The 20,730-nt window shown below is 61.2% G+C and carries 18 protein-coding genes; 14 read left to right on the forward strand and 4 right to left on the reverse strand.

From position 1 onward, the window contains the following. Positions 1 to 241: 241 nt before the first annotated feature. The 3 genes from PspCFBP13508_RS17125 to rsgA form a co-directional block, all read right to left on the reverse strand. A complete protein-coding gene (locus tag PspCFBP13508_RS17125; protein WP_137215195.1) occupies positions 242 to 727 on the reverse strand; it encodes a toll/interleukin-1 receptor domain-containing protein in 486 nt (161 codons plus the stop codon). Next, positions 727 to 1,686 (reverse strand): caspase family protein, encoded by a 960-nt coding sequence (locus PspCFBP13508_RS17130; protein WP_137215196.1) that lies wholly within the window; start codon positions 1,684 to 1,686, stop codon positions 727 to 729. Before PspCFBP13508_RS17130 ends, PspCFBP13508_RS17125 begins: the two co-directional genes overlap by 1 nt. Positions 1,687 to 1,999: 313 nt before the next feature. Then, positions 2,000 to 3,031 (reverse strand): small ribosomal subunit biogenesis GTPase RsgA, encoded by a 1,032-nt coding sequence (gene rsgA, locus PspCFBP13508_RS17135; RefSeq protein ID WP_024011360.1) that lies wholly within the window; start codon positions 3,029 to 3,031, stop codon positions 2,000 to 2,002. A 107-nt stretch (positions 3,032 to 3,138) separates the two neighbouring features. On the opposite strand from rsgA, the gene orn reads away from it, so the two are divergent. Beyond that, complete coding sequence (orn, locus tag PspCFBP13508_RS17140) at positions 3,139 to 3,681, forward strand: oligoribonuclease (protein WP_016771957.1); 543 nt, start codon at positions 3,139 to 3,141, stop codon at positions 3,679 to 3,681. 183 nt (positions 3,682 to 3,864) lie between these two features. Continuing rightward, complete coding sequence (locus PspCFBP13508_RS17145) at positions 3,865 to 4,479, forward strand: trimeric intracellular cation channel family protein (protein WP_178081165.1); 615 nt, start codon at positions 3,865 to 3,867, stop codon at positions 4,477 to 4,479. On the opposite strand, the gene queG is transcribed toward PspCFBP13508_RS17145, so the two are convergent. Next, a complete protein-coding gene (gene queG, locus PspCFBP13508_RS17150) occupies positions 4,461 to 5,540 on the reverse strand; it encodes a tRNA epoxyqueuosine(34) reductase QueG (RefSeq protein WP_137215197.1) in 1,080 nt (359 codons plus the stop codon). The genes PspCFBP13508_RS17145 and queG overlap by 19 nt on opposite strands. 63 nt (positions 5,541 to 5,603) lie before the next feature. Here queG and PspCFBP13508_RS17155 point away from each other — a divergent pair, with 63 nt between their 5' ends. The 12 genes from PspCFBP13508_RS17155 (at position 5,604) to PspCFBP13508_RS17210 (ending at position 20,593) form a co-directional block, all read left to right on the forward strand. Then, positions 5,604 to 7,103, forward strand: coding sequence for an NAD(P)H-hydrate dehydratase (locus tag PspCFBP13508_RS17155; protein WP_137215198.1), 1,500 nt, complete (start codon positions 5,604 to 5,606; stop codon positions 7,101 to 7,103). Further along, complete coding sequence (gene tsaE / locus PspCFBP13508_RS17160) at positions 7,091 to 7,561, forward strand: tRNA (adenosine(37)-N6)-threonylcarbamoyltransferase complex ATPase subunit type 1 TsaE (RefSeq protein ID WP_130910048.1); 471 nt, start codon at positions 7,091 to 7,093, stop codon at positions 7,559 to 7,561. Before PspCFBP13508_RS17155 ends, tsaE begins: the two co-directional genes overlap by 13 nt. Further along, a complete protein-coding gene (locus PspCFBP13508_RS17165; RefSeq protein WP_024011366.1) occupies positions 7,562 to 8,992 on the forward strand; it encodes an N-acetylmuramoyl-L-alanine amidase in 1,431 nt (476 codons plus the stop codon). It abuts the gene before it with no gap. Beyond that, entirely contained in the window at positions 8,989 to 10,896 is a 1,908-nt protein-coding gene (gene mutL, locus PspCFBP13508_RS17170; protein ID WP_137215199.1) for a DNA mismatch repair endonuclease MutL, read from the forward strand. Before PspCFBP13508_RS17165 ends, mutL begins: the two co-directional genes overlap by 4 nt. After that, positions 10,896 to 11,867 carry a tRNA (adenosine(37)-N6)-dimethylallyltransferase MiaA gene (gene miaA, locus PspCFBP13508_RS17175; protein ID WP_137215200.1) on the forward strand — a complete coding sequence of 324 codons (972 nt, stop codon included), beginning with the start codon at positions 10,896 to 10,898 and terminating at the stop codon, positions 11,865 to 11,867. Before mutL ends, miaA begins: the two co-directional genes overlap by 1 nt. A 96-nt stretch (positions 11,868 to 11,963) precedes the next feature. Then, entirely contained in the window at positions 11,964 to 12,230 is a 267-nt protein-coding gene (gene hfq / locus PspCFBP13508_RS17180; RefSeq protein WP_016771947.1) for an RNA chaperone Hfq, read from the forward strand. Between the two features lie 12 nt (positions 12,231 to 12,242). After that, the gene (hflX, locus tag PspCFBP13508_RS17185) at positions 12,243 to 13,544 is read left to right on the forward strand and encodes a ribosome rescue GTPase HflX (protein WP_042607805.1); all 1,302 of its coding nucleotides are present in this window, start codon (positions 12,243 to 12,245) and stop codon (positions 13,542 to 13,544) included. Between the two features lie 96 nt (positions 13,545 to 13,640). After that, positions 13,641 to 14,807 carry an FtsH protease activity modulator HflK gene (hflK, locus tag PspCFBP13508_RS17190; protein WP_137215201.1) on the forward strand — a complete coding sequence of 389 codons (1,167 nt, stop codon included), beginning with the start codon at positions 13,641 to 13,643 and terminating at the stop codon, positions 14,805 to 14,807. Beyond that, positions 14,807 to 15,676, forward strand: a complete 870-nt coding sequence (gene hflC, locus PspCFBP13508_RS17195) for a protease modulator HflC (RefSeq protein ID WP_016771945.1) — start codon at positions 14,807 to 14,809, stop codon at positions 15,674 to 15,676. Before hflK ends, hflC begins: the two co-directional genes overlap by 1 nt. A gap of 311 nt (positions 15,677 to 15,987) precedes the next feature. Then, the gene (locus PspCFBP13508_RS17200) at positions 15,988 to 17,175 is read left to right on the forward strand and encodes an ATP phosphoribosyltransferase regulatory subunit (protein WP_016771944.1); all 1,188 of its coding nucleotides are present in this window, start codon (positions 15,988 to 15,990) and stop codon (positions 17,173 to 17,175) included. A 54-nt stretch (positions 17,176 to 17,229) separates the two neighbouring features. Beyond that, entirely contained in the window at positions 17,230 to 18,519 is a 1,290-nt protein-coding gene (locus PspCFBP13508_RS17205; RefSeq protein WP_039756860.1) for an adenylosuccinate synthase, read from the forward strand. Between the two features lie 139 nt (positions 18,520 to 18,658). Then, positions 18,659 to 20,593: a methyl-accepting chemotaxis protein gene (locus PspCFBP13508_RS17210; RefSeq protein ID WP_137215202.1), complete on the forward strand. Its 1,935-nt coding sequence runs from the start codon at positions 18,659 to 18,661 to the stop codon at positions 20,591 to 20,593. The last annotated feature ends 137 nt before the right edge of the window (positions 20,594 to 20,730 follow it).

The following is a 20,730-nucleotide window of genomic DNA, read 5'->3' on the forward strand; positions in this document are numbered from 1 at the left end:
GTCGGTTTTTTTTGGGCTGATTTTCGGCTTTGTATTTGGTGCGTTGCCAAGAACAACCCCCTCTCACCCCAGCCCTCTCCCCCAAGGGGGGCGAGGGGGAAAGGGAGCCGATTTGTGTGCTTTTCGAATTCGAGTTCGACTCGGTATTTCAGGTCGGTGTACTTGGAACATTCACCTCGGTCAGTCCCCTCTCCCTCTGGGAGAGGGTTAGGGTGAGGGGCTTTTCGAAAGTGACAAAATTCTAAAACCCGCGACGAATCCGGTTCTTCAACTGTTCATGAAACATCTCCGCATCGCGCTTGTAAGCCCCCTTGACCGATTCGCTGATCGAATCCAGCGCCATCGACCGCTTGTTCGACACCTCATCACGATACGCATCGATAAAGAAATCCAGGTCGCTGGCCGTGCTCAGCTTCGGCCACTTGTCCAGATAGATCGGCAGTTGTGCCGGCCCGGTCTTGAACGTACAGATCCGCCGGTTGCTGATCGTCGCCTCGCCAATCTCGAACGGCACCCACCACGACAGTGCAGTCTTCTCCGATACCACCGCCAGCAGATGCGTGCACTCGGTGATGTTGCGGGTAATGACCCCGGTGATGTCGTCGGTGGTCTGCGATTCCGGATCCAGCACGTCGAGGTAAGTCCTGATCTTCGCTTGGGTCAGACGGGTGTTGATGGCGATCGCATGAGTGCGATCCACATGGCGGTAGCTGATAAAGACTGGCATCAGAAATGTCCTTTGAGGGCGAGTTCGCGGTAATAGGCACCGAGTGCCGTCAGGCGGCAGCCGGTGGAGTGAATGGCGGCGTAGTACATGTGCTCGGCGTCGACCGGTTCGATCAGGCTGTGGCGGTTGCACTTCTGCAACTGGGCGAAGATCTCGCCGTGCTCCTGTATGAACGCCATTTCGGTGGGTTCGTAGCTGGGGTCGAGCGGGAAGACCGATTCGGCTTCGGCGAACCAGTTCGGCAATTTGCGCAGGATCTCCTTGGGAATCAGCGGCGAGACTTCGCGCAGGGAAATGAACTGCGACACATTGGTCTTGAACACCGGACGCTGCTCCCACGGGCCGAGCGCGTTGTCGACGAAGGAGTACAGGCTGCCGGGGGTGATTTTGCCGAGGATATTCGCCGCGCCGCCATGCAGCGCTTGCAGCAGCAGGCCGGTGAACACGCCGTGCTGCGCGCCCTCCAGTGCCGGCTCGGCTTTTTTGCAGGCGGTGAGGATGGTCATGCCTTCGCTGACCATGCTGCTCTCGCTGCGCAAGGCGCGCACTTCGCCGGCCGAACCGCTTTCGCAGCAGTCGAGGATGATCATTTTGTTTTTGATCCGCGTGGCTTTGTCCGCCCAGTTGAGAATGTCGCTGATGCGGATGCCGTCCTTGGCGTTGCGGTAATCCTGCGGGATCAGCATGCCTTCGTCAGTGTCGGCGTCGAAACCGCCATGACCGGCGAAATACAGCAGAGCGACGTTGCAGTCGCCGGAAAACAACTCGCGGATCTGGTCTTCGAGTTTTTGCCGGCTCAGGTAATCCTCGGCGGACGTCAGTATCAGATTCTTGAAGTTGGGGTCGCCATCGGCGTTGGTTTTCAGTACCGAGGCCATGGCCATGGCGTCGTTGCAACAGCCGCTGAGCCCGCCAATATGCGTGTAATCGTTGATGCCGATGAACAGTGCCTTGCGCATGGTTACACCACCGTGAGCAGGCTGAACGCGCTGACGATTCTGTGGGGATAACGCAAGTGGGCGCAGCGAGACGAATGGCTGATGAATGAATGACAGCTTTGCATTGGATTCCTCTGAGATCGCGGTAAGCGAAGGAGGAAGCGAATGTAGGCCGCTGGCGCAGACCTACAAGGTCTGCGTGGCAAAACAGAAAGGTCCTGCGAGCAGGTGCGCAAAAGCCTACAGAAGAGACTGATGTTTAACAGCGAGAGGCGTGAGTCAGATGCAGTACGACAGCCAACGGCCCATAGTGCAGGGCCGCCGGCGTGACTGTTTAATAGCCGTTTTCAGGCAGGCTGGCGATGATCGAGCGATAGCTGTTCATCCGCTGCTGCTGGATGCGTCCGTCTTCGAGTGCCTTGAGCAGCGCACAACCCGGTTCGCGATCGTGCTTGCAGTCACGGAAACGGCAGGTGCCAAGCAGGTCGTCGAACTCGATGAAACCGGCTTCGACGTCGGCGCGGCTGACATGGCCCAGACCGAATTCGCGGATGCCCGGGGAGTCGATCAGTTCGCCGCCGCCAGGGAAGTGGAACAGGCGCGCGGTGGTGGTGGTGTGCGTGCCCTGACCGGATAGCTCGGACAACGGCCCGACGCGGGTTTCGACTTCCGGCAGCAGGCTGTTGACCAGCGACGACTTGCCGACGCCGGACTGACCAACGAATACGCTGATGCGCCCGTCGAGCTGCTTTTGCAGCTGCTCCATGCCATCGCCGTGGTGAGCCGAGACTTCCAGCACCGGATAACCCAGCGTGCGATACACCGCCAGCAACGCGTTCAGCGCCGGGGCGTTCTGCTCGTCGATCAGGTCGAATTTGTTCAGCAGCAGAAGCGGGCGGATGCCGGCATGTTCGGCGGCGACCAGATAGCGGTCGATCAGGTTGGCGTGAGGCTCGGGCAGCGGCGCGAAAACGATGACGATCATGTCGACGTTGGCGGCAACCGGCTTGAGCTGACCACGGCTGTCGGGGCGGCACAGCTCGGTGCTGCGCGGCAGTTGCGCGACGATCACGCCAATGCCCTGGTTGCCGGCGCGCCAGACGACTTTGTCGCCGGTGACCAGCGCTGGCAGGTTGGCGCGCAAGTGGCAGCGGAACACTTGACCGGCGAGTTCGCCGTCAACGGCTTCGACTTCGACCTGCACGCCGAAGTGGGCGATCACCAGGCCGTGTTGCTCTGGGCCAAGGTCGCCGCCCTCGAGGGCTTCGACCGCCGAGGACTCGCGTTTGGCGGCGCGTGCGGCGCGCTCGCCCTGGATCTTTTCGATGCGCCAGTTTTGACGACGATTGAGTTGGCGTTTGGCCATGGGTGTTCCGTCTGAAGAATGCAGCGATTAGGTAAAACGGCCGCGAGTTTAGCACGCCCGGCCACCGGCCTAGGCTAAACTGCGCAGCATTGCCTAGGAGCCCGAATATGCAAAACCCGCAGAACCTGATCTGGATCGACCTGGAAATGACCGGTCTGGACCCGGACAACGACGTCATCATCGAAATGGCCACCATCGTCACCGACAGTGAGCTGAATACATTGGCCGAAGGCCCGGTGATCGCCATCCATCACAGCGACGAAGTGCTCGCGCGCATGGACGAGTGGAACACCCGCACCCACGGCAATTCCGGCCTGACCCAGCGTGTACGCGACAGCCGCATCAGCATGGCTGAGGCAGAAGCTGAGACCATCGCCTTCCTGGAAAAGTGGGTGCCGAAGGGCAAATCGCCGATCTGCGGCAACAGCATCTGCCAGGACCGCCGCTTCCTTTATACCCACATGAAGGCGCTGGAAAGCTACTTCCACTATCGCAACCTCGACGTCTCCACGCTCAAGGAGCTGGCCGCGCGCTGGGCGCCGGACGTGCGCGACAGCTTCAAGAAGGGCAGCACCCACCTGGCGCTGGACGACATCCGCGAATCGATCGCCGAGCTGCAGCACTACCGCAAGCACTTCATCAAGTTCTGACGCGATCCCTGTGTAGGAGCTACCGCAGGCTGCGATCTTTTGATCTTGGTTTTGCACCTTAAAAAGCAAAACTAAAAGATCGCAGCCTTCGGCGGCTCCTGCAGGGAGTTGTGTTTGCTGAGGCGCCCTCTTCTGGTGCGGCACCGAAATGGCTAGACTGCGCGCCTTCCTGCCTGGACTGCCATCATGTTGCTGATGCTCTATCTGATCGCCATCACCGCCGAAGCCATGACTGGCGCGCTGTCTGCCGGGCGACGCGGCATGGACTGGTTTGGCGTGGTGCTGATCGCCTGCATCACCGCGCTCGGTGGCGGTTCAGTGCGCGACGTGTTGCTCGGGCACTACCCGCTGACTTGGGTCAAGCACCCGGAATACCTGGTGCTGACGTCGGTGGCGGCAATGTTTACCGTGTTCACCGCACGCTGGATGCGCCACCTGCGCTCGTTGTTTCTGGTACTCGACGCGGTGGGCCTGGTGGCATTCACCTTGATCGGTTGCATGACCGCTCTGGAGATGGGCCACGGCATGCTGGTGGCATCTGTCAGCGGCGTCATTACCGGGGTGTTCGGCGGCATCCTTCGTGACATCTTCTGCAACGACATTCCGCTGATCTTTCGTCGTGAGCTTTACGCCAGCGTTTCGTTTGCCGCTGCGTGGTGCTACATGCTTTGCCTGTACCTGAACGTGCCAGGCGAGCAGGCGATTCTGATCACGCTGTTCGGTGGGTTCTTGCTACGCCTGCTGGCGATCCGTTTTCATTGGGAAATGCCCAAGTTTGTCTACAACGACGCGCCCTGACGCTCGGCATGCTGCCTGAGCGCCCACTCGACGTGTTCCTGCACCAGATCGGAAGGATAATCCCGTCGCGCCTTCAACGCTTCCAGCACCACAATCGTTGAAGGCGCATTGCCCAGGCCCACCGCCAGATTCCTCAACCAGCGCTCATATCCCGCCCGCCGCAACGGCGAACCTTCGGTGCTGCTCAAAAACTTATCTTCATCCCACAAAAACAACTCCGCCAGTTCGGCATTGTCGAGGTTGTGCCGTGGCTTGAAATCGCTTTCCCCGGAAGGCTTGGCGAAACGGTTCCACGGGCAGACGATCTGGCAGTCATCGCAGCCAAACACCCGATTGCCTATCAATGGCCGCAATTCTTCGGGAATCGCGGTTTTCAGTTCGATGGTCAGGTAGGAAATGCAGCGTCGGGCGTCCAGCACGTACGGGCCGACAAAAGCGTTGGTCGGGCAGATATCCAGACACGCGGTGCAGCGCCCGCAATGTTCGCTGCTATGCGGCTCGTCCACCGGTAGCGGCAGATCGACGAACAGCTCGCTGAGGAAGAAATAACTGCCGGCCTTGCGGTTGAGGACCAGGGTGTTTTTACCGATCCAGCCCAGCCCGGCCTGTTCGGCGATGGCTTTTTCCAGCACCGGCGCGCTGTCGACAAAGGCACGAAAACCGAACGGGCCGATCTCTGCCTGGATCCTGTCGGCCAATTGTTGAACACGTTTACGGATCAATTTGTGGTAATCGCGGCCCAAGGCATAGCGCGACACGTAAGCCTTTTCCGGTTCAGCCAGGCGTTTGGCCATTTCGGTATCGCCCGGCAAGTAGTCCATGCGCAGGGAAACCACGCGCAACGTGCCCGGCACCAGTTCGTCGGGGTGCGAGCGTTTGCTGCCATGGGCGCCCATGTAGTCCATTTCGCCGTGATAGCCGGCCTCAAGCCAGCGCTGTAGATGCTGCTCGTGTTCGGCCAGGTCCAGACCGCTGATGCCGACTTGCTGGAAGCCCAGCTCGCGGCCCCAATCCTTGATCGATTGGGCGAGGGCGGGCAGGTCTGTGGTGATGGCGGACATGAGGCGAGAGAAACCGGAGCTGAGGTGCGTATAATTCTGCCAGACATCGGAGCCCGAAGACGCATGCCGCAGACGAAAGATGAATTACCCGACGCGCTGTACCGCGCCGCGCAGGTGCGCGAACTCGACGCGCGGCTGATCGCCGCCGGCACGCCGGGCTTCGAATTGATGCAACGCGCCGCCCGCGCGACGTGGCGCGCACTGGTGCGCAAGTGGCCGGCAGCGAACGAACTGACCGTGCTCGCCGGGCACGGCAACAACGCTGGCGACGGTTATCTGGTGGCCGGGCTGGCGCTGCGGGCCGGTTGGATGGTGCGCGTTCTCGCCGTCGGCGATCCGCAGCGTTTGCAGGGTGATGCCGCGCTGGCCCATGTCGAATCGGTGGCCGCAGGTGTTGTGGTGCAAGGCTGGCAGGCGCAAAGCGAGCTGCACGGTGTCGTCCTCGATGCCTTGCTCGGCACAGGCCTGAGCGGCGAAGTGCGTGAGCCCTATGCATCGGCGATCAAGGCGATCAACGCCTGCGGTTTGCCGGTAGCGGCGGTCGATATTCCTTCCGGGCTATGTGCCGATACCGGGCGTGAACTGGGTGTCGCGGTCCGCGCCGATCTCACGGTGACATTCATTGGTATGAAGGTCGGGCTGTTGACCGGCGATGCGGCGGATCATATCGGCGAACTGGTGTTCAACGACTTGCAAGCCACCGACGAAATTTTCAGTGACATTCCCGTCTGCGCTCAACGCCTGAGCGCCGCTAATCTTCCAGCACTTGCGCCGCGCGCGGCGACCTCGCACAAGGGCCGCTTTGGCCATGTGCTGCTGATCGGTGGCGATCATGGTTTCGGCGGGGCGATTCTGCTCAGCACGGAAATGGCCTTGCGCGGCGGCGCGGGCATGGTCTCGCTGGCGACCCGTCCCGAACATGTCCCTGCGGCGCTAACCCGCGTGCCGGAGGCGATGGCTCTCGGCACCTCGTCAGCCAATCAACTGATGGGTCTGCTGGAAAAGGTTTCGGTATTGGTGGTCGGGCCGGGACTCGGTCAGGCCAGTTGGGGCCGTGCCCTATTGTCGGCAGCCGCCAATGCCACGTTGCCGCAAGTGTGGGACGCTGACGCGTTGAACCTGCTGGCCAGCGGATTTGTCCAGTTGCCCAAGGATTGCGTGATCACCCCGCATCCGGGTGAAGCGGCGCGCTTGCTTGGCGTCAGCACCACCGAGGTGCAGGCCGATCGCCCGGCCGCTGCTCTGGCGTTGAGCAAAAAGTATTCAGCGGTAGTGGTTCTGAAAGGTGCCGGCAGTCTGATCGCCCATCCAGACGGGCGTCTGGCCCTCTGTCATCAGGGCCATCCGGCGATGGCCACGGGCGGGCTCGGCGATGTGCTGGCCGGTCTGGCCGGCGCATTGCTGGCCCAAGGCATGGACGCGTTCGATGCGGCATGCCTGGCCGTCTGGCTGCATGCCAACGCGGGTATGCAACAAGGCAAATTCGGCCGTGGGCTGGCGGCCAGTGATCTGATTCCAGCCATTCGTCAGTTGTTGGAGGAGCAAGCACCGTGTCTGAAGTAACCCTGTACCTGGCCGATGAACAGGCGATGAGCGACTTTGGCGCACGGATCGCCCGCGTCACCCAGGGCCATGGCCTGATTTTTCTCGAAGGCAATCTGGGTATGGGCAAAACCACGCTGTCGCGGGGCATCATTCGCGGTTTGGGGCATGTTGGCGCGGTAAAAAGTCCGACCTTCACATTGGTCGAGCCCTACGAGATCGGTGACATTCGTGCCTTCCACTTCGACCTCTATCGCCTGGTCGATCCCGAGGAACTGGAGTTTCTCGGTATCCGCGACTACTTCGAAGACGATGCCCTGTGCCTGATCGAGTGGCCCGATAAAGGTGCAGGCTTTTTGCCAAAGCCTGACCTGACCATTACCATTGGCCCGCAAGACAGCGGGCGTTCGCTGAAAATTTTAGCCCAGGGCTCGCGTGGCGAGGCCTGGTGTGCCGCTTTGGCATTGGAATCCAATTAAATGATGGGGTTTGGTATGCGCTTTCGCGCGTTGGTGGCTGCCGCTGGACTGATGTTGATGGCAGTAACCGTCAACGCTGTGGCCGATTCAAAGGTCAACAGCGTGCGCCTGTGGCGGGCGCCGGACAACACGCGACTGGTCTTTGACCTCAGCGGCCCGGTGCAGCACAGCGTTTTCACCCTGACAGCCCCGGACCGGCTGGTCATCGACATAAACGGCGCCACCCTCGGCGCGCCGTTGAACGTGCAGACCGCGAACACGCCGATCACTGCGATGCGCTCGGCTCAGCGCACACCGACCGACCTGCGCGTGGTCATCGACCTGAAAAAAGCCGTCACCCCGAAAAGCTTCTCGCTGGCGCCGAACGCGCAGTACGGCAACCGTCTGGTGGTCGATCTGTTCGACAACCCGGCCGATGCCGCGCCGCCGCCGGCCCCGACGCCGTCGGTGGCGACTGTGCCGGCAGTGCCGGTTACCCCGACTGAGCCGGCGATCAAGTTGCCGCCAGCCCCGGCCGGCAAGCGCGACATCATTGTGGTGATCGACGCCGGCCACGGTGGTGAAGACCCGGGCGCGTCCGGTTCGCGCGGCCAGCGTGAGAAAGACGTGGTACTGCAGATCGCTCGCGAGTTGCAGCGTCAGGTCAACGGCATGAAAGGCTTCCGCGCCGAGCTGACCCGTACCGGCGACTACTTCATTCCATTGCGCGGGCGAACCGAAATCGCACGCAAGAAGGGCGCCGACCTGTTCGTCTCGATCCACGCCGACGCCGCGCCGTCCGCAGCCGCGTTCGGTGCTTCGGTGTTCGCCCTGTCCGATCGTGGCGCTACGTCCGAAACCGCCCGTTGGCTGGCCGACAGTGAAAACCGTTCCGACCTGATCGGCGGTGCCGGCAACGTCAGCCTTGATGACAAGGACCGCATGCTCGCCGGCGTGCTGCTCGACCTGTCGATGACCGCGTCGCTGACTTCCAGCCTCAATGTCGGGCAAAAGGTGCTGACCAACATCGGTCGCGTCACGCCGCTGCATAAACAGCGCGTGGAACAGGCCGGCTTCATGGTACTGAAGTCGCCGGACATCCCGTCGATCCTGGTCGAAACCGGCTTCATTTCCAACGCCAACGAAGCGAACAAACTGTCCGCGTCGAGCCATCAGCAGGCGCTGGCCCGTTCGATCAGCAGCGGCGTGCGCCAGTTCTTCCAGCAGAATCCGCCACCGGGCACCTACATCGCCTGGCTGCGTGATTCCGGCAAGATTGCCCAAGGCCCGCGCGACCACCGTGTCGGCCCGGGTGAAACCCTGGCGATGATCGGCGTGCGCTATCAGGTTTCGCCGGCCACCTTGCGTGCTGCCAATAACCTGAAAAGTGACGAGTTGAAAGTCGGTCAGCACCTGACCATTCCCGGCACCGAACTGGCGTCGAAAGAATGAACCAGGTAATGAACACGGCGCGCATCGAGCTGCTCAGCCCACGGCTGGCGAACCAGATCGCCGCCGGAGAGGTGGTTGAGCGCCCGGCTTCGGTGATCAAGGAGCTGCTGGAAAACAGCCTCGACTCTGGCGCCAAGCGTATTGACGTCGATGTCGAGCAGGGCGGCGTCAAGTTGCTGCGCGTGCGCGACGACGGCAGCGGCATCTCCGCCGATGACCTGCCGCTGGCCCTGGCTCGTCACGCCACCAGCAAGATTCGCAACCTCGAAGACCTCGAACAGGTGATGAGCCTGGGTTTCCGGGGCGAGGCGCTGGCGTCGATCAGCTCCGTGGCGCGTCTGACCCTGACCTCGCGTACCCGCGATGCCGACCAGGCCTGGCAGGTCGAGACTGAAGGCCGGGACATGGCGCCGCGCGTGCAGCCGGCGGCGCATCCGGTCGGCACTTCGGTGGAAGTCCGCGACCTGTTCTTCAACACTCCGGCCCGGCGTAAATTCCTCAAGACCGAAAAAACCGAATTCGATCACCTGCAAGAAGTGATCAAGCGTCTGGCGCTGGCGCGCTTCGACGTGGCTTTTCATCTGCGCCACAACGGCAAGACCATCCTCAGCCTGCACGAGGCCCACGATGATGCAGCCCGCGCAAGGCGGGTGGCGGCGATCTGCGGTTCGGGTTTTCTTGAGCAGGCGTTGCCGATCGAGATCGAACGCAATGGCTTGCATCTGTGGGGCTGGGTCGGTTTGCCGACCTTCAACCGTAGCCAGGCTGACTTGCAGTATTTCTTTGTGAACGGTCGGGCAGTGCGCGACAAACTGGTCGCCCACGCGGTGCGTCAGGCTTATCGCGATGTGCTGTTCAATGGCCGGCACCCGACCTTCGCGCTGTTTTTCGAGGTCGATCCGGCGGCGGTAGATGTCAACGTGCACCCGACCAAGCACGAAGTGCGCTTCCGTGACGGGCGCATGGTCCACGATTTCCTGTATGGCACGCTGCACCGCGCGTTGGGCGATGTGCGTCCGGAAGATCAACTGGCCGGCTCGGTCACCACGGCGATTGTTCGGCCAACTGGCATCGAGGCGGGTGAGTTCGGCCCGCAAGGCGAGATGCGTCTGGCCGCCAATGCGCTGCTGGAGCAGCCGCAGGCGCAACCGGCGTTCAACACTGCGTCTGGTGCCAGCGCTGGCGGCGCTTATCAGTATCAATACACGCCGCGTCCGCAATCGGTGGTGCCCGCTGCCGAGGCGCAAGCTGCTTACAAGGAGTTCTTCGCGCCGCTGCCTGAAGCCAATGCCAGCGCGCTGCCGACCGGTCAGGAAGATATCCCGCCGCTCGGCTATGCACTGGCGCAGCTCAAGGGCATCTATATTTTGTCCGAGAACGCCCATGGCCTGGTGCTGGTGGACATGCATGCCGCGCACGAGCGAATCATGTATGAGCGCCTGAAAATCGCCATGGCCAGCGAAGGTCTCAGTGGCCAGCCGTTGCTGGTGCCGGAGTCGCTGGCCGTGAGTCAGCGCGAGGCCGATTGTGCTGAAGAACACGCCGCGTGGTTTCAGCGTCTTGGTTTTGAATTGCAGCGGCTGGGGCCGGAAACCCTGGCGATCCGGCAGATTCCCGCCTTGCTCAAGCAAGCCGAAGCCAATCGACTGGTCGGCGACGTGCTCTCTGATCTGATGGAATACGGCACCAGCGATCGTATCCAGGCGCACCTCAACGAACTGCTCGGCACCATGGCCTGCCACGGCGCGATCCGCGCCAACCGGCGTCTGGCCCTGCCGGAAATGAACGGCCTGCTGCGCGACATGGAAAACACCGAGCGCAGCGGTCAATGCAACCATGGCCGACCGACCTGGACCCAGTTGGGCCTGGACGATCTGGACAAACTGTTCCTGCGCGGTCGTTGATGAGCCAGCTTCCTCCAGCGATTTTCCTGATGGGCCCGACCGCTGCGGGCAAGACCGATCTGGCCATCGAGCTGACCAAGGTGCTGCCGTGCGAATTGATCAGTGTCGATTCGGCGCTGGTCTACCGCGGCATGGACATCGGCACGGCCAAACCTTCGAAAGAACTGCTCGCCGAATATCCGCACCGGCTGATCGACATTCTCGATCCTGCTGAAGCGTATTCCGCTGCCGATTTTCGTCGCGACGCGTTGCAGGCCATGGCCGAGATCACTGGGCGAGGAAAGATCCCGCTGCTGGTCGGCGGCACCATGCTCTATTACAAGGCTCTGGTCGAAGGTCTGGCGGACATGCCGGCGGCCGATCCCGAGGTCCGTGCGCAGATCGAGGAAGAAGCTGCACGCCTCGGCTGGCAAGCCCTGCACGATCAACTGGCGCAAATCGATCCGGTGTCGGCGGCGCGCATTCATCCCAATGACCCGCAGCGCTTGAGTCGGGCGCTGGAAGTGTATCGAGTCAGCGGGCAGAGCATGACCGCCCTGCGCGAGCAACAATCTGCGCAAAGTACTGAAGCAGCCGCTTCGGGACGCCAACAATTGCCCTATACTGTCGCGAACCTGGCCATTGCTCCGGCGAATCGCCAGGTTCTGCACCAGCGAATTGAACAAAGATTCACAAAGATGTTGGAACAGGGATTCATCGACGAGGTCGTAGCCCTGCGTAAGAGAAGTGACCTGCATTCGGGGTTGCCGTCTATACGTGCGGTAGGCTACCGCCAAGTCTGGGATTACCTGGACGGCAAGCTGACATTGGCCCAGATGCAGGAGCGGGGCATCATCGCCACGCGCCAATTGGCCAAACGCCAGTTTACCTGGCTGCGCAGCTGGGACGATTTGCACTGGCTGGACAGTCTTGATTGCGACAATCTGCCACGCGCCTTGAAATACCTTGGGACCATCTCCATATTGAGCTGAGTCCTTGCAATTGCCGTCTATCCTTGGGGGTGTGACGGCCGAAGCCATCTGAATTCACCTGTTTTTCATTATTGAATCCTTAAAGGAGTGCGGCACATGTCAAAAGGGCATTCGCTACAAGACCCTTACCTGAACACTTTACGTAAAGAGAAAGTCGGGGTTTCCATCTACTTGGTCAACGGTATCAAGCTGCAAGGGACGATCGAGTCGTTCGACCAGTTCGTGATCCTGCTGAAAAACACCGTAAGCCAGATGGTCTACAAACACGCTATCTCGACCGTCGTGCCGGTTCGTCCAATTCGTCTGCCTAGCGCAACCGAAAACGAACAGGGCGATGCCGATGCAGCGCCGGGTAACGCCTGATAGGAGTCTCCTTTGTTCTTTGAGCGCCACGGTGGTGGTGAACGAGTCATCCTCGTTCACTTGGATGGACAGGACCCTGAGGCGCGCGAAGATCCGCAGGAGTTTCAGGAGTTGGCAAATTCGGCTGGCGCCGAGACCGTCGCGTTTTTTAACGTGCCGCGTCATCGGCCAACCGCCAAATATCTGATCGGCAGCGGCAAGGTCGAAGAACTGCGCGACCTGGTCAAGGCTGAAGAAGCCGATCTGGTGATTTTCAATCACATCCTCACGCCCAGTCAGGAACGCAACCTCGAACGTGTTTTCGAGTGTCGCGTGATTGACCGTACCGGGCTGATTCTCGATATTTTTGCCCAACGCGCCCGTACCCATGAGGGCAAGCTGCAGGTCGAACTGGCCCAGCTTGACCACATGAGCACGCGCCTGGTTCGCGGCTGGACTCACCTTGAGCGTCAGGGTGGCGGTATCGGTATGCGCGGTCCGGGTGAAACCCAGCTGGAAACCGACCGCCGTCTGCTGCGGGTTCGCCTGCGCCAGATCAAGGGGCGGCTGGAGAAGGTGCGCAGTCAGCGCGAGCAGTCGCGCCGTGGCCGGTCCCGCGCGGATATCCCGACCGTTTCGCTGGTGGGATACACCAACGCCGGCAAGTCGACACTCTTCAACAACGTGACGAAATCCGACGTGTACGCGGCCGATCAACTGTTCGCCACACTCGACCCGACCCTGCGCCGGCTGGAGCTTGACGACCTCGGTCCGATTGTCCTCGCCGACACCGTGGGGTTCATTCGTCACCTGCCGCACAAGCTGGTCGAGGCATTTCGGTCTACGCTCGAAGAGTCGAGCAATTCCGACCTGCTGCTGCACGTGATCGATGCGGCCGAACCGGATCGCATGTTGCAGATCGAGCAGGTAATGGTGGTGCTGGGCGAGATTGGTGCCCAGGACTTGCCGATCCTCGAGGTCTATAACAAACTCGATTTGCTTGAGGGCGTCGAGCCGCAGATCCAGCGCGATGCCGATGGCAAGCCGCAACGGGTCTGGCTCTCGGCGCGTGATGGTAGCGGTCTGGAGTTGCTTGAACAGGCCATCGCCGAGTTGCTCGGCAGTGATCTGTTCGTCGGTACCTTGCGCTTGCCGCAACGCTTCGCTCGACTGCGTGCGCAGTTCTTCGAACTCGGTGCGGTGCAGAAAGAAGAATACGATGAAGAAGGTGTCAGCCTGCTGGCCGTTCGTTTGCCCCGGATCGAGCTGAATCGATTGGTAAGCCGCGAAGGATTGCAGCCGATGGAATTCATCGAGCAACACACTTTGCAATAAAAGCCTGACAAAGCGGTTGTGCCGCAACGGCAGGCATTCTGTAGCATTGGTCGGCGCGCCGTGGGTGCGTCTTTGCTTTATCAGATGGAGAGCGCTATGGCTTGGAATGAGCCGGGTGGCAACTCGAATAATCAGGATCCCTGGCGTGGCAAGCGCCGCAATAACGGCGACCGCAAGGGACCACCGGATCTCGACGAGGCCTTCCGAAAGCTGCAGGAAAGCCTGAACGGGTTGTTCGGTGGTGGTAAGAAACGCGGTGATGACGGCGGCGGATCGGGGCGCAGCAGTGGCGGCTTCGGCGGTCTGCTCGGCATCGGCCTGGTGGTGCTGGCGGCTGTCTGGCTGTACAGCGCGGTCTACGTGGTGGACGAGCAGGAGCAAGCCGTGGTGCTGCGCTTCGGCAAGTACTACGAGACTGTCGGCCCGGGCCTGAACATCTACTTCCCGCCGATCGACAAGAAGTACATGGAGAACGTGACGCGTGAGCGTGCGTACACCAAGCAGGGCCAGATGCTGACTGAAGACGAGAACATCGTCGAAGTGCCGCTGACCGTGCAGTACAAGATCAGCAACCTGCAGGACTTCGTGCTGAACGTCGATCAGCCGGAAATCAGCCTGCAGCACGCGACTGAAAGTGCGCTGCGTCACGTGGTCGGTTCCACCGCCATGGACCAGGTGCTGACTGAAGGTCGTGAATTGATGGCCAGCGAAATCAAGGAGCGTCTGCAACGTTTCCTCGATACCTATCGCACCGGTATCACCGTCACCCAGGTCAACGTACAGAGCGCAGCGGCACCGCGTGAAGTACAGGAAGCCTTCGATGACGTGATCCGCGCCCGTGAAGACGAGCAGCGTTCGCGCAACCAGGCCGAAACCTACGCCAACGGCGTGGTGCCGGAAGCCCGTGGTCAGGCCCAGCGCATCATCGAAGATGCCAACGGTTATCGCGACGAGACCATCTCGCGCGCCAAGGGTGAGGCCGATCGCTTTACCAAACTGGTCGCCGAGTATCGCAAGGCACCTGAAGTCACACGCGAGCGTCTGTACCTGGACACCATGCAGGAAGTCTTCAGCAACACCAGCAAGGTCCTCGTGACCGGCAACAAGAACGGCCAGAGCAATCTGCTCTACCTGCCGTTGGACAAGATGATCCAGAACAGTTCGGGTAATGCACCGGTGACCGGTTCGGCCGCCAGCAACAACACGGACGTCACGCCGCATGTCACCGACGTGCCGCAGACGCGTACAAGGGAGACCCGCTGATGAGCAATAAATCGCTGATCGCCCTGATCGTTGGCGTCGTTGTGGTACTGGTGGGCTGGAATTGCTTCTACATCGTCGCTCAGACCGAGCGCGCGGTGCTGCTGCAATTCGGTCGTGTGGTTCAGGCCGATGTCCAGCCGGGTCTGCATGTGAAAGTGCCTTACGTCAACCAGGTGCGCAAATTCGACGCGCGTCTGCTGACGCTGGATGCACCGACGCAACGCTTCCTGACTCTGGAAAAGAAAGCCGTAATGGTCGATGCCTACGCCAAGTGGCGGGTCAAAGATGCCGAGCGCTTCTACACCGCGACTTCGGGTCTGAAGCAGATCGCCGACGAGCGTTTGTCCCGTCGTCTCGAATCGGGCCTGCGTGACCAGTTCGGCAAGCGCACCCTGCACGAAGTGGTGTCGGGTGAGCGTGACGCGCTGATGGCTGACATCACTGCGTCGCTGAACAAGATGGCGGAAAAAGAGCTGGGTATCGAAGTGGTCGATGTCCGGGTCAAGGCCATCGATCTGCCGAAGGAAGTGAACCGCAGCGTGTTCGAACGTATGAGCACCGAGCGTGAGCGTGAAGCTCGCGAGCACCGCGCCAAGGGTAACGAGCTGGCCGAAGGCATCCGTGCCGACGCCGATCGTCAACGCCGCGTGCTGCTGGCCGAAGCCTATCGTGAATCCGAAGAGGTTCGCGGTGACGGTGACGCCCAGGCTGCTGCGATCTACTCCAAGGCCTACGGCCAGGATCAGGAGTTCTACGGTTTCTACCGTAGCCTGCGTGCCTACCGTGAAAGCTTCGCGAACAAATCCGACGTCCTGGTCCTCGACCCAAGCAGCGACTTTTTCCGTTATCTGGAAAAAGCCAAACCTTGATACGACGTTGACCTGAATCAGTCCGCCCGGCGGCTAAAACCTCGGGCGGGGTGATCCTTTCGGAAAACGTGTGTATGATGCGGCAGCCGGGAAATTCCCGGCTTTTTTGCGTCTGCACGTTTGATTGCTGTTTTTGTTGCAGGCTTCGGGTTTGTACGGCCCGAGCGTTTTTCGAGGAAAGTGATGGGCGAAGCCGGTAAGGCCTTTCGCTGCGTCGTTCATGCGCGTGCGTTTTGAACGCCCCGGTCATTTTCTGCTTCACTCAAGGCTCGCCCTCGTGCTGGCCGCCCGGATCAAAGGGGAATGGCGTAATGGCAACGGTAGACCGCTGGCTGCTGCCAGATGGCATCGAAGAAGTACTGCCACCGGAGGCGGCGCGCATTGAAGTCGCGCGTCGTCAGGTGTTGGATCTGTTCCAGAGCTGGGGTTACGAGTTTGTCGTGACTCCCCATATCGAGTACCTGGAATCCCTGCTGACCGGCGCGGGCCAGGACCTGGATCTGCGTACCTTCAAGGTCATCGACCCGCAATCGGGCCGGCAGATGGGTTTCCGAGCCGACATCACGCCGCAGGTCGCGCGCATCGATGCGCACACCCTGCGTCGCGAAGGCCCAAGCCGTCTGTGCTACGCCGGCAGCGTGCTGCACGCCCAGCCGCGTGCATTGTCGTCCTCGCGCAGCCCGATCCAGCTGGGCGCCGAGCTGTACGGCGACGCCAGTCCGAGCAGTGACGTCGAAGTCATCAGCCTGATGCTGGCCATGCTGCAACTGGCCGACGTGCCGGATGTGCACATGGACCTCGGGCATGTCGGCATCTATCGTGGTCTGGCGCGCGCCGCCGGTCTGTCCGGTGAAGTCGAGCAGCAGTTGTTCGACGCGCTGCAGCGCAAGGCCATCGATGAAGTGATTACCCTGACCGAAGGCCTGCCGGCCGACCTGTCGGGCATGCTGCGCGCACTGGTTGATCTGTGCGGCGGCCGGGAAGTGTTGAGCGCTGCCCGCGAGCGTCTGGCCAATGCGCCGGCGCCGGTGCTGGCGGCGCTGGAAGATCTGCTGGCGATCGCCGAGCGTCTGTCCGTGCGTTTCCCGCAGCTGCCGCTGTATTTCGACCTCGGCGAACTGCGCGGCTATCACTACCACACTGGCGTGGTGTTCGCGGTGTTCGTGCCCGGCGTTGGCCAGTCCATCGCTCAGGGCGGTCGTTACGATGACATCGGCGCCGACTTCGGTCGCGCCCGTCCGGCGACTGGTTTCTCTACCGATTTGAAAACCCTGGTGACCCTGGGGCGTGCTGAGATCGAGCTACCGTCTGGCGGTATCTGGATGCCTGACAGTACGGATGCGGCACTCTGGCAGCAGGTTTGCCAGTTGCGCAGTGAGGGTCAGCGTGTCGTTCAGGCCTTGCCTGGACAACCTTTGGCCGCCGCCCGTGATGCGGACTGCGACCGGCAATTGATTCAGCAGAACGGGCTTTGGCAAGTATCGCCACTGGCTTCTTGAGTTTTCCTGCCGGCCATCGCCGGCACCAAGTTTGCGCGAATGAGGACAAGTGTTATGGGTAAGAATGTCGTAGTCCTGGGCACCCAGTGGGGTGATGAGGGCAAAGGCAAGATCGTTGATCTGCTGACCGAACATGCTGCCGCCGTAGTGCGCTACCAGGGTGGCCACAACGCGGGTCACACGCTGGTGATCGACGGCGAGAAAACCGTCTTGCACCTGATTCCTTCGGGCGTGCTGCGCGAAGGCGTACAGTGCCTGATCGGCAACGGCGTGGTGGTTGCGCCTGACGCCCTGCTGCGCGAGATCACCAAGCTGGAAGAGAAAGGCGTACCGGTGCGCGAGCGCCTGCGTATCAGCCCGTCCTGCCCGCTGATCCTGTCCTTCCACGTTGCGCTGGACCAGGCCCGTGAAAAGGCCCGTGGCGAGCTGAAGATCGGTACTACCGGTCGCGGCATCGGCCCGGCTTACGAAGATAAAGTTGCCCGTCGTGGCCTGCGTGTCGGCGACCTGCTGAACATGCCGCGCTTCGAAGACAAACTGCGTGAACTGGTGGATTACCACAACTTCATGCTGGTCGGTTACTACAAAGAGCCGGCCATCGAATTCGAAAAGACCCTGGCCGAGTGCAAGGAATACGCTGAGCTGCTCAAGCCGCTGATGCTCGACGTGACCGCCGAGCTGCACGACCTGCGTCGTGCCGGCAAGGACATCATGTTCGAAGGCGCGCAAGGTTCGTTGCTCGACATCGACCACGGCACCTACCCGTACGTGACCAGCTCCAATACCACCGCTGGTGGCGTGGCGACCGGTTCGGGCGTTGGTCCGATGTTCCTCGATTACATCCTGGGCATCACCAAGGCCTACACCACTCGCGTGGGTTCCGGCCCGTTCCCGACCGAGCTGTTCGATGACGTCGGTGCACACCTGGCCAAGCAAGGCCATGAGTTCGGCGCCACCACCGGCCGTGCCCGTCGTTGCGGCTGGTTCGACGCCGTCATCCTGCGTCGCGCTATCGATGTGAACAGCATCTCGGGCATCTGCCTGACCAAGCTGGACGTACTCGACGGTTTGGAAACCATCAACATCTGCGTTGGCTATAAAGATGCGCAGGGCAACGCCGTTGCGCCGACCGACGCTGACAGCTATGTCGGCCTGCAGCCTGTGTACGAAGAAGTGCCGGGCTGGAGCGAATCGACCGTGGGTGCCAAGACCCTGGAAGAGCTGCCGGCCAATGCTCGTGCCTACATCAAACGCGTTGAAGAGTTGATCGGCGCGCCGATCGACATTATTTCGACGGGCCCGGACCGCAACGAAACCATCGTTCTGCGTCATCCGTTCGCTTGATAAGTCGTTGATGTAAAAAACAAAGGCCCCTTAATCGGGGCCTTTGTCGTTTATGCCTGTTGGACGGCATGACCTTTGCTGTGAATCTGTCTACAAGAGTGCCATCAAATTAATGGCGTCAGAAGTAGAGGGATTTAAAGTGTCAGCCGTTCTCTCACTGTTACAAAGCCGTTTGTTGCGGCCGGTGTTCGTTACCCTTGGTATCGCCCTTTTGGTGCAGGTGTTGGTGGCGGTTGCCCTGACGCGGAGCACGGTGACCGCGCTGGAAGCCGATCTGGCCGTGCGCCTGGGTGCCGACAGCCAGAAACTCTCCGGTGAGCTGGAGCAGGCCGGGCGTGAAGTCACTTCGAGTCTTGATGCGCTGTCAGCCAGTACTCGTCAGCGCCTCACGGCTGGCCTGTCCACACGCCTCAAAGATGAGCAGGCGCAACTGCGGGCGACGCTGGAAAAGGATCTGAAGGATTCGGCCAACGACATGGCGCAGTTGCTTGCATCCGTAGCGCCGCGTGCGATGTGGGACAGCGACGTGCCGACGCTGTCGGAGTTCGCTCGTCGCGCCCAGCGCAACCCCAACGTGCTGTTCGTGGTGTATGACGACGCCACCGGCCAGCACCTGACCCGTTATCTCAACCGTGAAAACCCGATCAACAAGGCCTTGCTGGAAAAGGGTCAGGGCGAGCGTGCGCTGGATAAGGTGCTGGATGCGGCGAAGAATGATCCTTCGGTCTACTACCTCGAGGCCTCGATCAATCCCAATGGCGTGGAAATCGGCAAAGTGCTGATGGGCGTGTCCACGGCCTCGGTGGAAACCGATCTGGCCGAGCTCGACAAGCGCTTCCTCGCGCTGATTGCCAGCAGCGATCAATTGGTCGGCGACAGCCTCAAAGGCGCAGCGGCGGACAGCGCCAAGGCAATGCAGGCGCGCCTGCAATCGGCGCAGGGCACCGCTGGTGAAATGAAAGCCAACACCGCACAAACCGTTCAAGACGCTGCCGCGACACTGCGCTGGCGTATCGGCCTTGGCCTGGCGCTGGTCGGTTGCGGCGTGTTGCTGTTGCTGGCGGTGGTCCTCGGTCATCGTGTAGTCAATCGCCTGAAAATGCTCAACGCGGCGATGGACGATCTGGCGGCAGGCGAGGGCGATCTGACCAAGCGTGTGCAGATCAACAGCAAGGATGAAATCGGCGACATGGCGGCGGCGGTCAATCGCTTCGTCGACAAGTTGCAGCCGATCGTACGCGAGGCCGGCGATGTCGCTCAGCGCACTGGCGTGGAAATCGGCGCGATGACTTTGCGCAACGCTGGCGCCGATGCCGCTGCCGGAATGCAGCGCGATGAAGTTGCAGAAAGCCTTCGCGCGCTGTCGCAAATGGCAGACGAGGCGCAGTCGGAAAGTCAGGCGATGCAGGCGGCGCTCAAGCAGGTTGTCGATATTCGTCAGGCCACCGATGAGAACACTCGTACTTCCGCCAAGGTCGGCAGCCTGATCGAAGCGCTGGCCGGGCAGGTCGATACCGGGGCGAAGGTCATCGAGCGACTGGCGCAGCAGAGTGAGCAAATCGAGGTGGTGTTGACGGTGATTCATGGCATCGCTGAACAGACCAACCTGCTGGCGTTGAACGCTGCGATCGAGGCGGCGCGGGCCGGTGAGACCGGGCGTGGTTTCGCCGTGGTCGCCGATGAAGTGCGTGCGCTGGCGAGCAAAACGCAGAGCTCGACGGGTGATATTCAAGCGCACATCGTCGCTCTGCAGCAGGGCGCACGTGAGGCGGTCGAGGCGATTGGTCAGGCCGGACGGCAGGCCAGCGAAGGTTTGCTGGTGTTGCGCGACAGTGCGCGGTTGCAGCAGTCGGTGCAGGCTTCGGTTGAGCAGGTGCATGCGGCGATCGGTCTGGCGACGCAAGCAGCAGCGCATCAGGCGCAGGGTGCACAGGCAGTGCGTGGGCGGGTCGAGACGATTCATGCACAGGCCGAGAAAGCGGCGCAGGCAGTGGTGGAGACCACGGCCAGTGGCAAGGTGCTGGATGGCCTGGCTGCGCAATTGAAGGCTAGCCTGGGACAATTCCGCGCTTAAGATCAAAAGATCGCAGCCTGCGGCAGCTCCTACAGGGAAACGCAAATTCCGATGTAGATACCGTCTTGAGCCTCACCGGGCAAGCGCAAGTTTCGGGTCATATGGCAGTCCTGACTTGAGCACTCCGTAAACGAAGT

The sequence above is a fragment of the Pseudomonas sp. CFBP13508 genome (genome assembly GCF_005233515.1).
Lineage (GTDB): Bacteria > Pseudomonadota > Gammaproteobacteria > Pseudomonadales > Pseudomonadaceae > Aquipseudomonas > Aquipseudomonas mercuritolerans.

Coding starts and splice junctions, on each gene's coding strand:
- PspCFBP13508_RS17125 (WP_137215195.1), bottom strand. CDS start 727: ATGCCAGTCTTTATCAGCTACCGCCATGTGGATCGCACTCATGCGATC.
- PspCFBP13508_RS17130 (WP_137215196.1), bottom strand. CDS start 1,686: ATGCGCAAGGCACTGTTCATCGGCATCAACGATTACACGCATATTGGC.
- rsgA (WP_024011360.1), bottom strand. CDS start 3,031: ATGGCCAAACGCCAACTCAATCGTCGTCAAAACTGGCGCATCGAAAAG.
- orn (WP_016771957.1), top strand. CDS start 3,139: ATGCAAAACCCGCAGAACCTGATCTGGATCGACCTGGAAATGACCGGT.
- queG (WP_137215197.1), bottom strand. CDS start 5,540: ATGTCCGCCATCACCACAGACCTGCCCGCCCTCGCCCAATCGATCAAG.
- PspCFBP13508_RS17155 (WP_137215198.1), top strand. CDS start 5,604: ATGCCGCAGACGAAAGATGAATTACCCGACGCGCTGTACCGCGCCGCG.
- PspCFBP13508_RS17165 (WP_024011366.1), top strand. CDS start 7,562: ATGATGGGGTTTGGTATGCGCTTTCGCGCGTTGGTGGCTGCCGCTGGA.
- mutL (WP_137215199.1), top strand. CDS start 8,989: ATGAACCAGGTAATGAACACGGCGCGCATCGAGCTGCTCAGCCCACGG.
- miaA (WP_137215200.1), top strand. CDS start 10,896: ATGAGCCAGCTTCCTCCAGCGATTTTCCTGATGGGCCCGACCGCTGCG.
- hfq (WP_016771947.1), top strand. CDS start 11,964: ATGTCAAAAGGGCATTCGCTACAAGACCCTTACCTGAACACTTTACGT.
- hflK (WP_137215201.1), top strand. CDS start 13,641: ATGGCTTGGAATGAGCCGGGTGGCAACTCGAATAATCAGGATCCCTGG.
- hflC (WP_016771945.1), top strand. CDS start 14,807: ATGAGCAATAAATCGCTGATCGCCCTGATCGTTGGCGTCGTTGTGGTA.
- PspCFBP13508_RS17200 (WP_016771944.1), top strand. CDS start 15,988: ATGGCAACGGTAGACCGCTGGCTGCTGCCAGATGGCATCGAAGAAGTA.
- PspCFBP13508_RS17205 (WP_039756860.1), top strand. CDS start 17,230: ATGGGTAAGAATGTCGTAGTCCTGGGCACCCAGTGGGGTGATGAGGGC.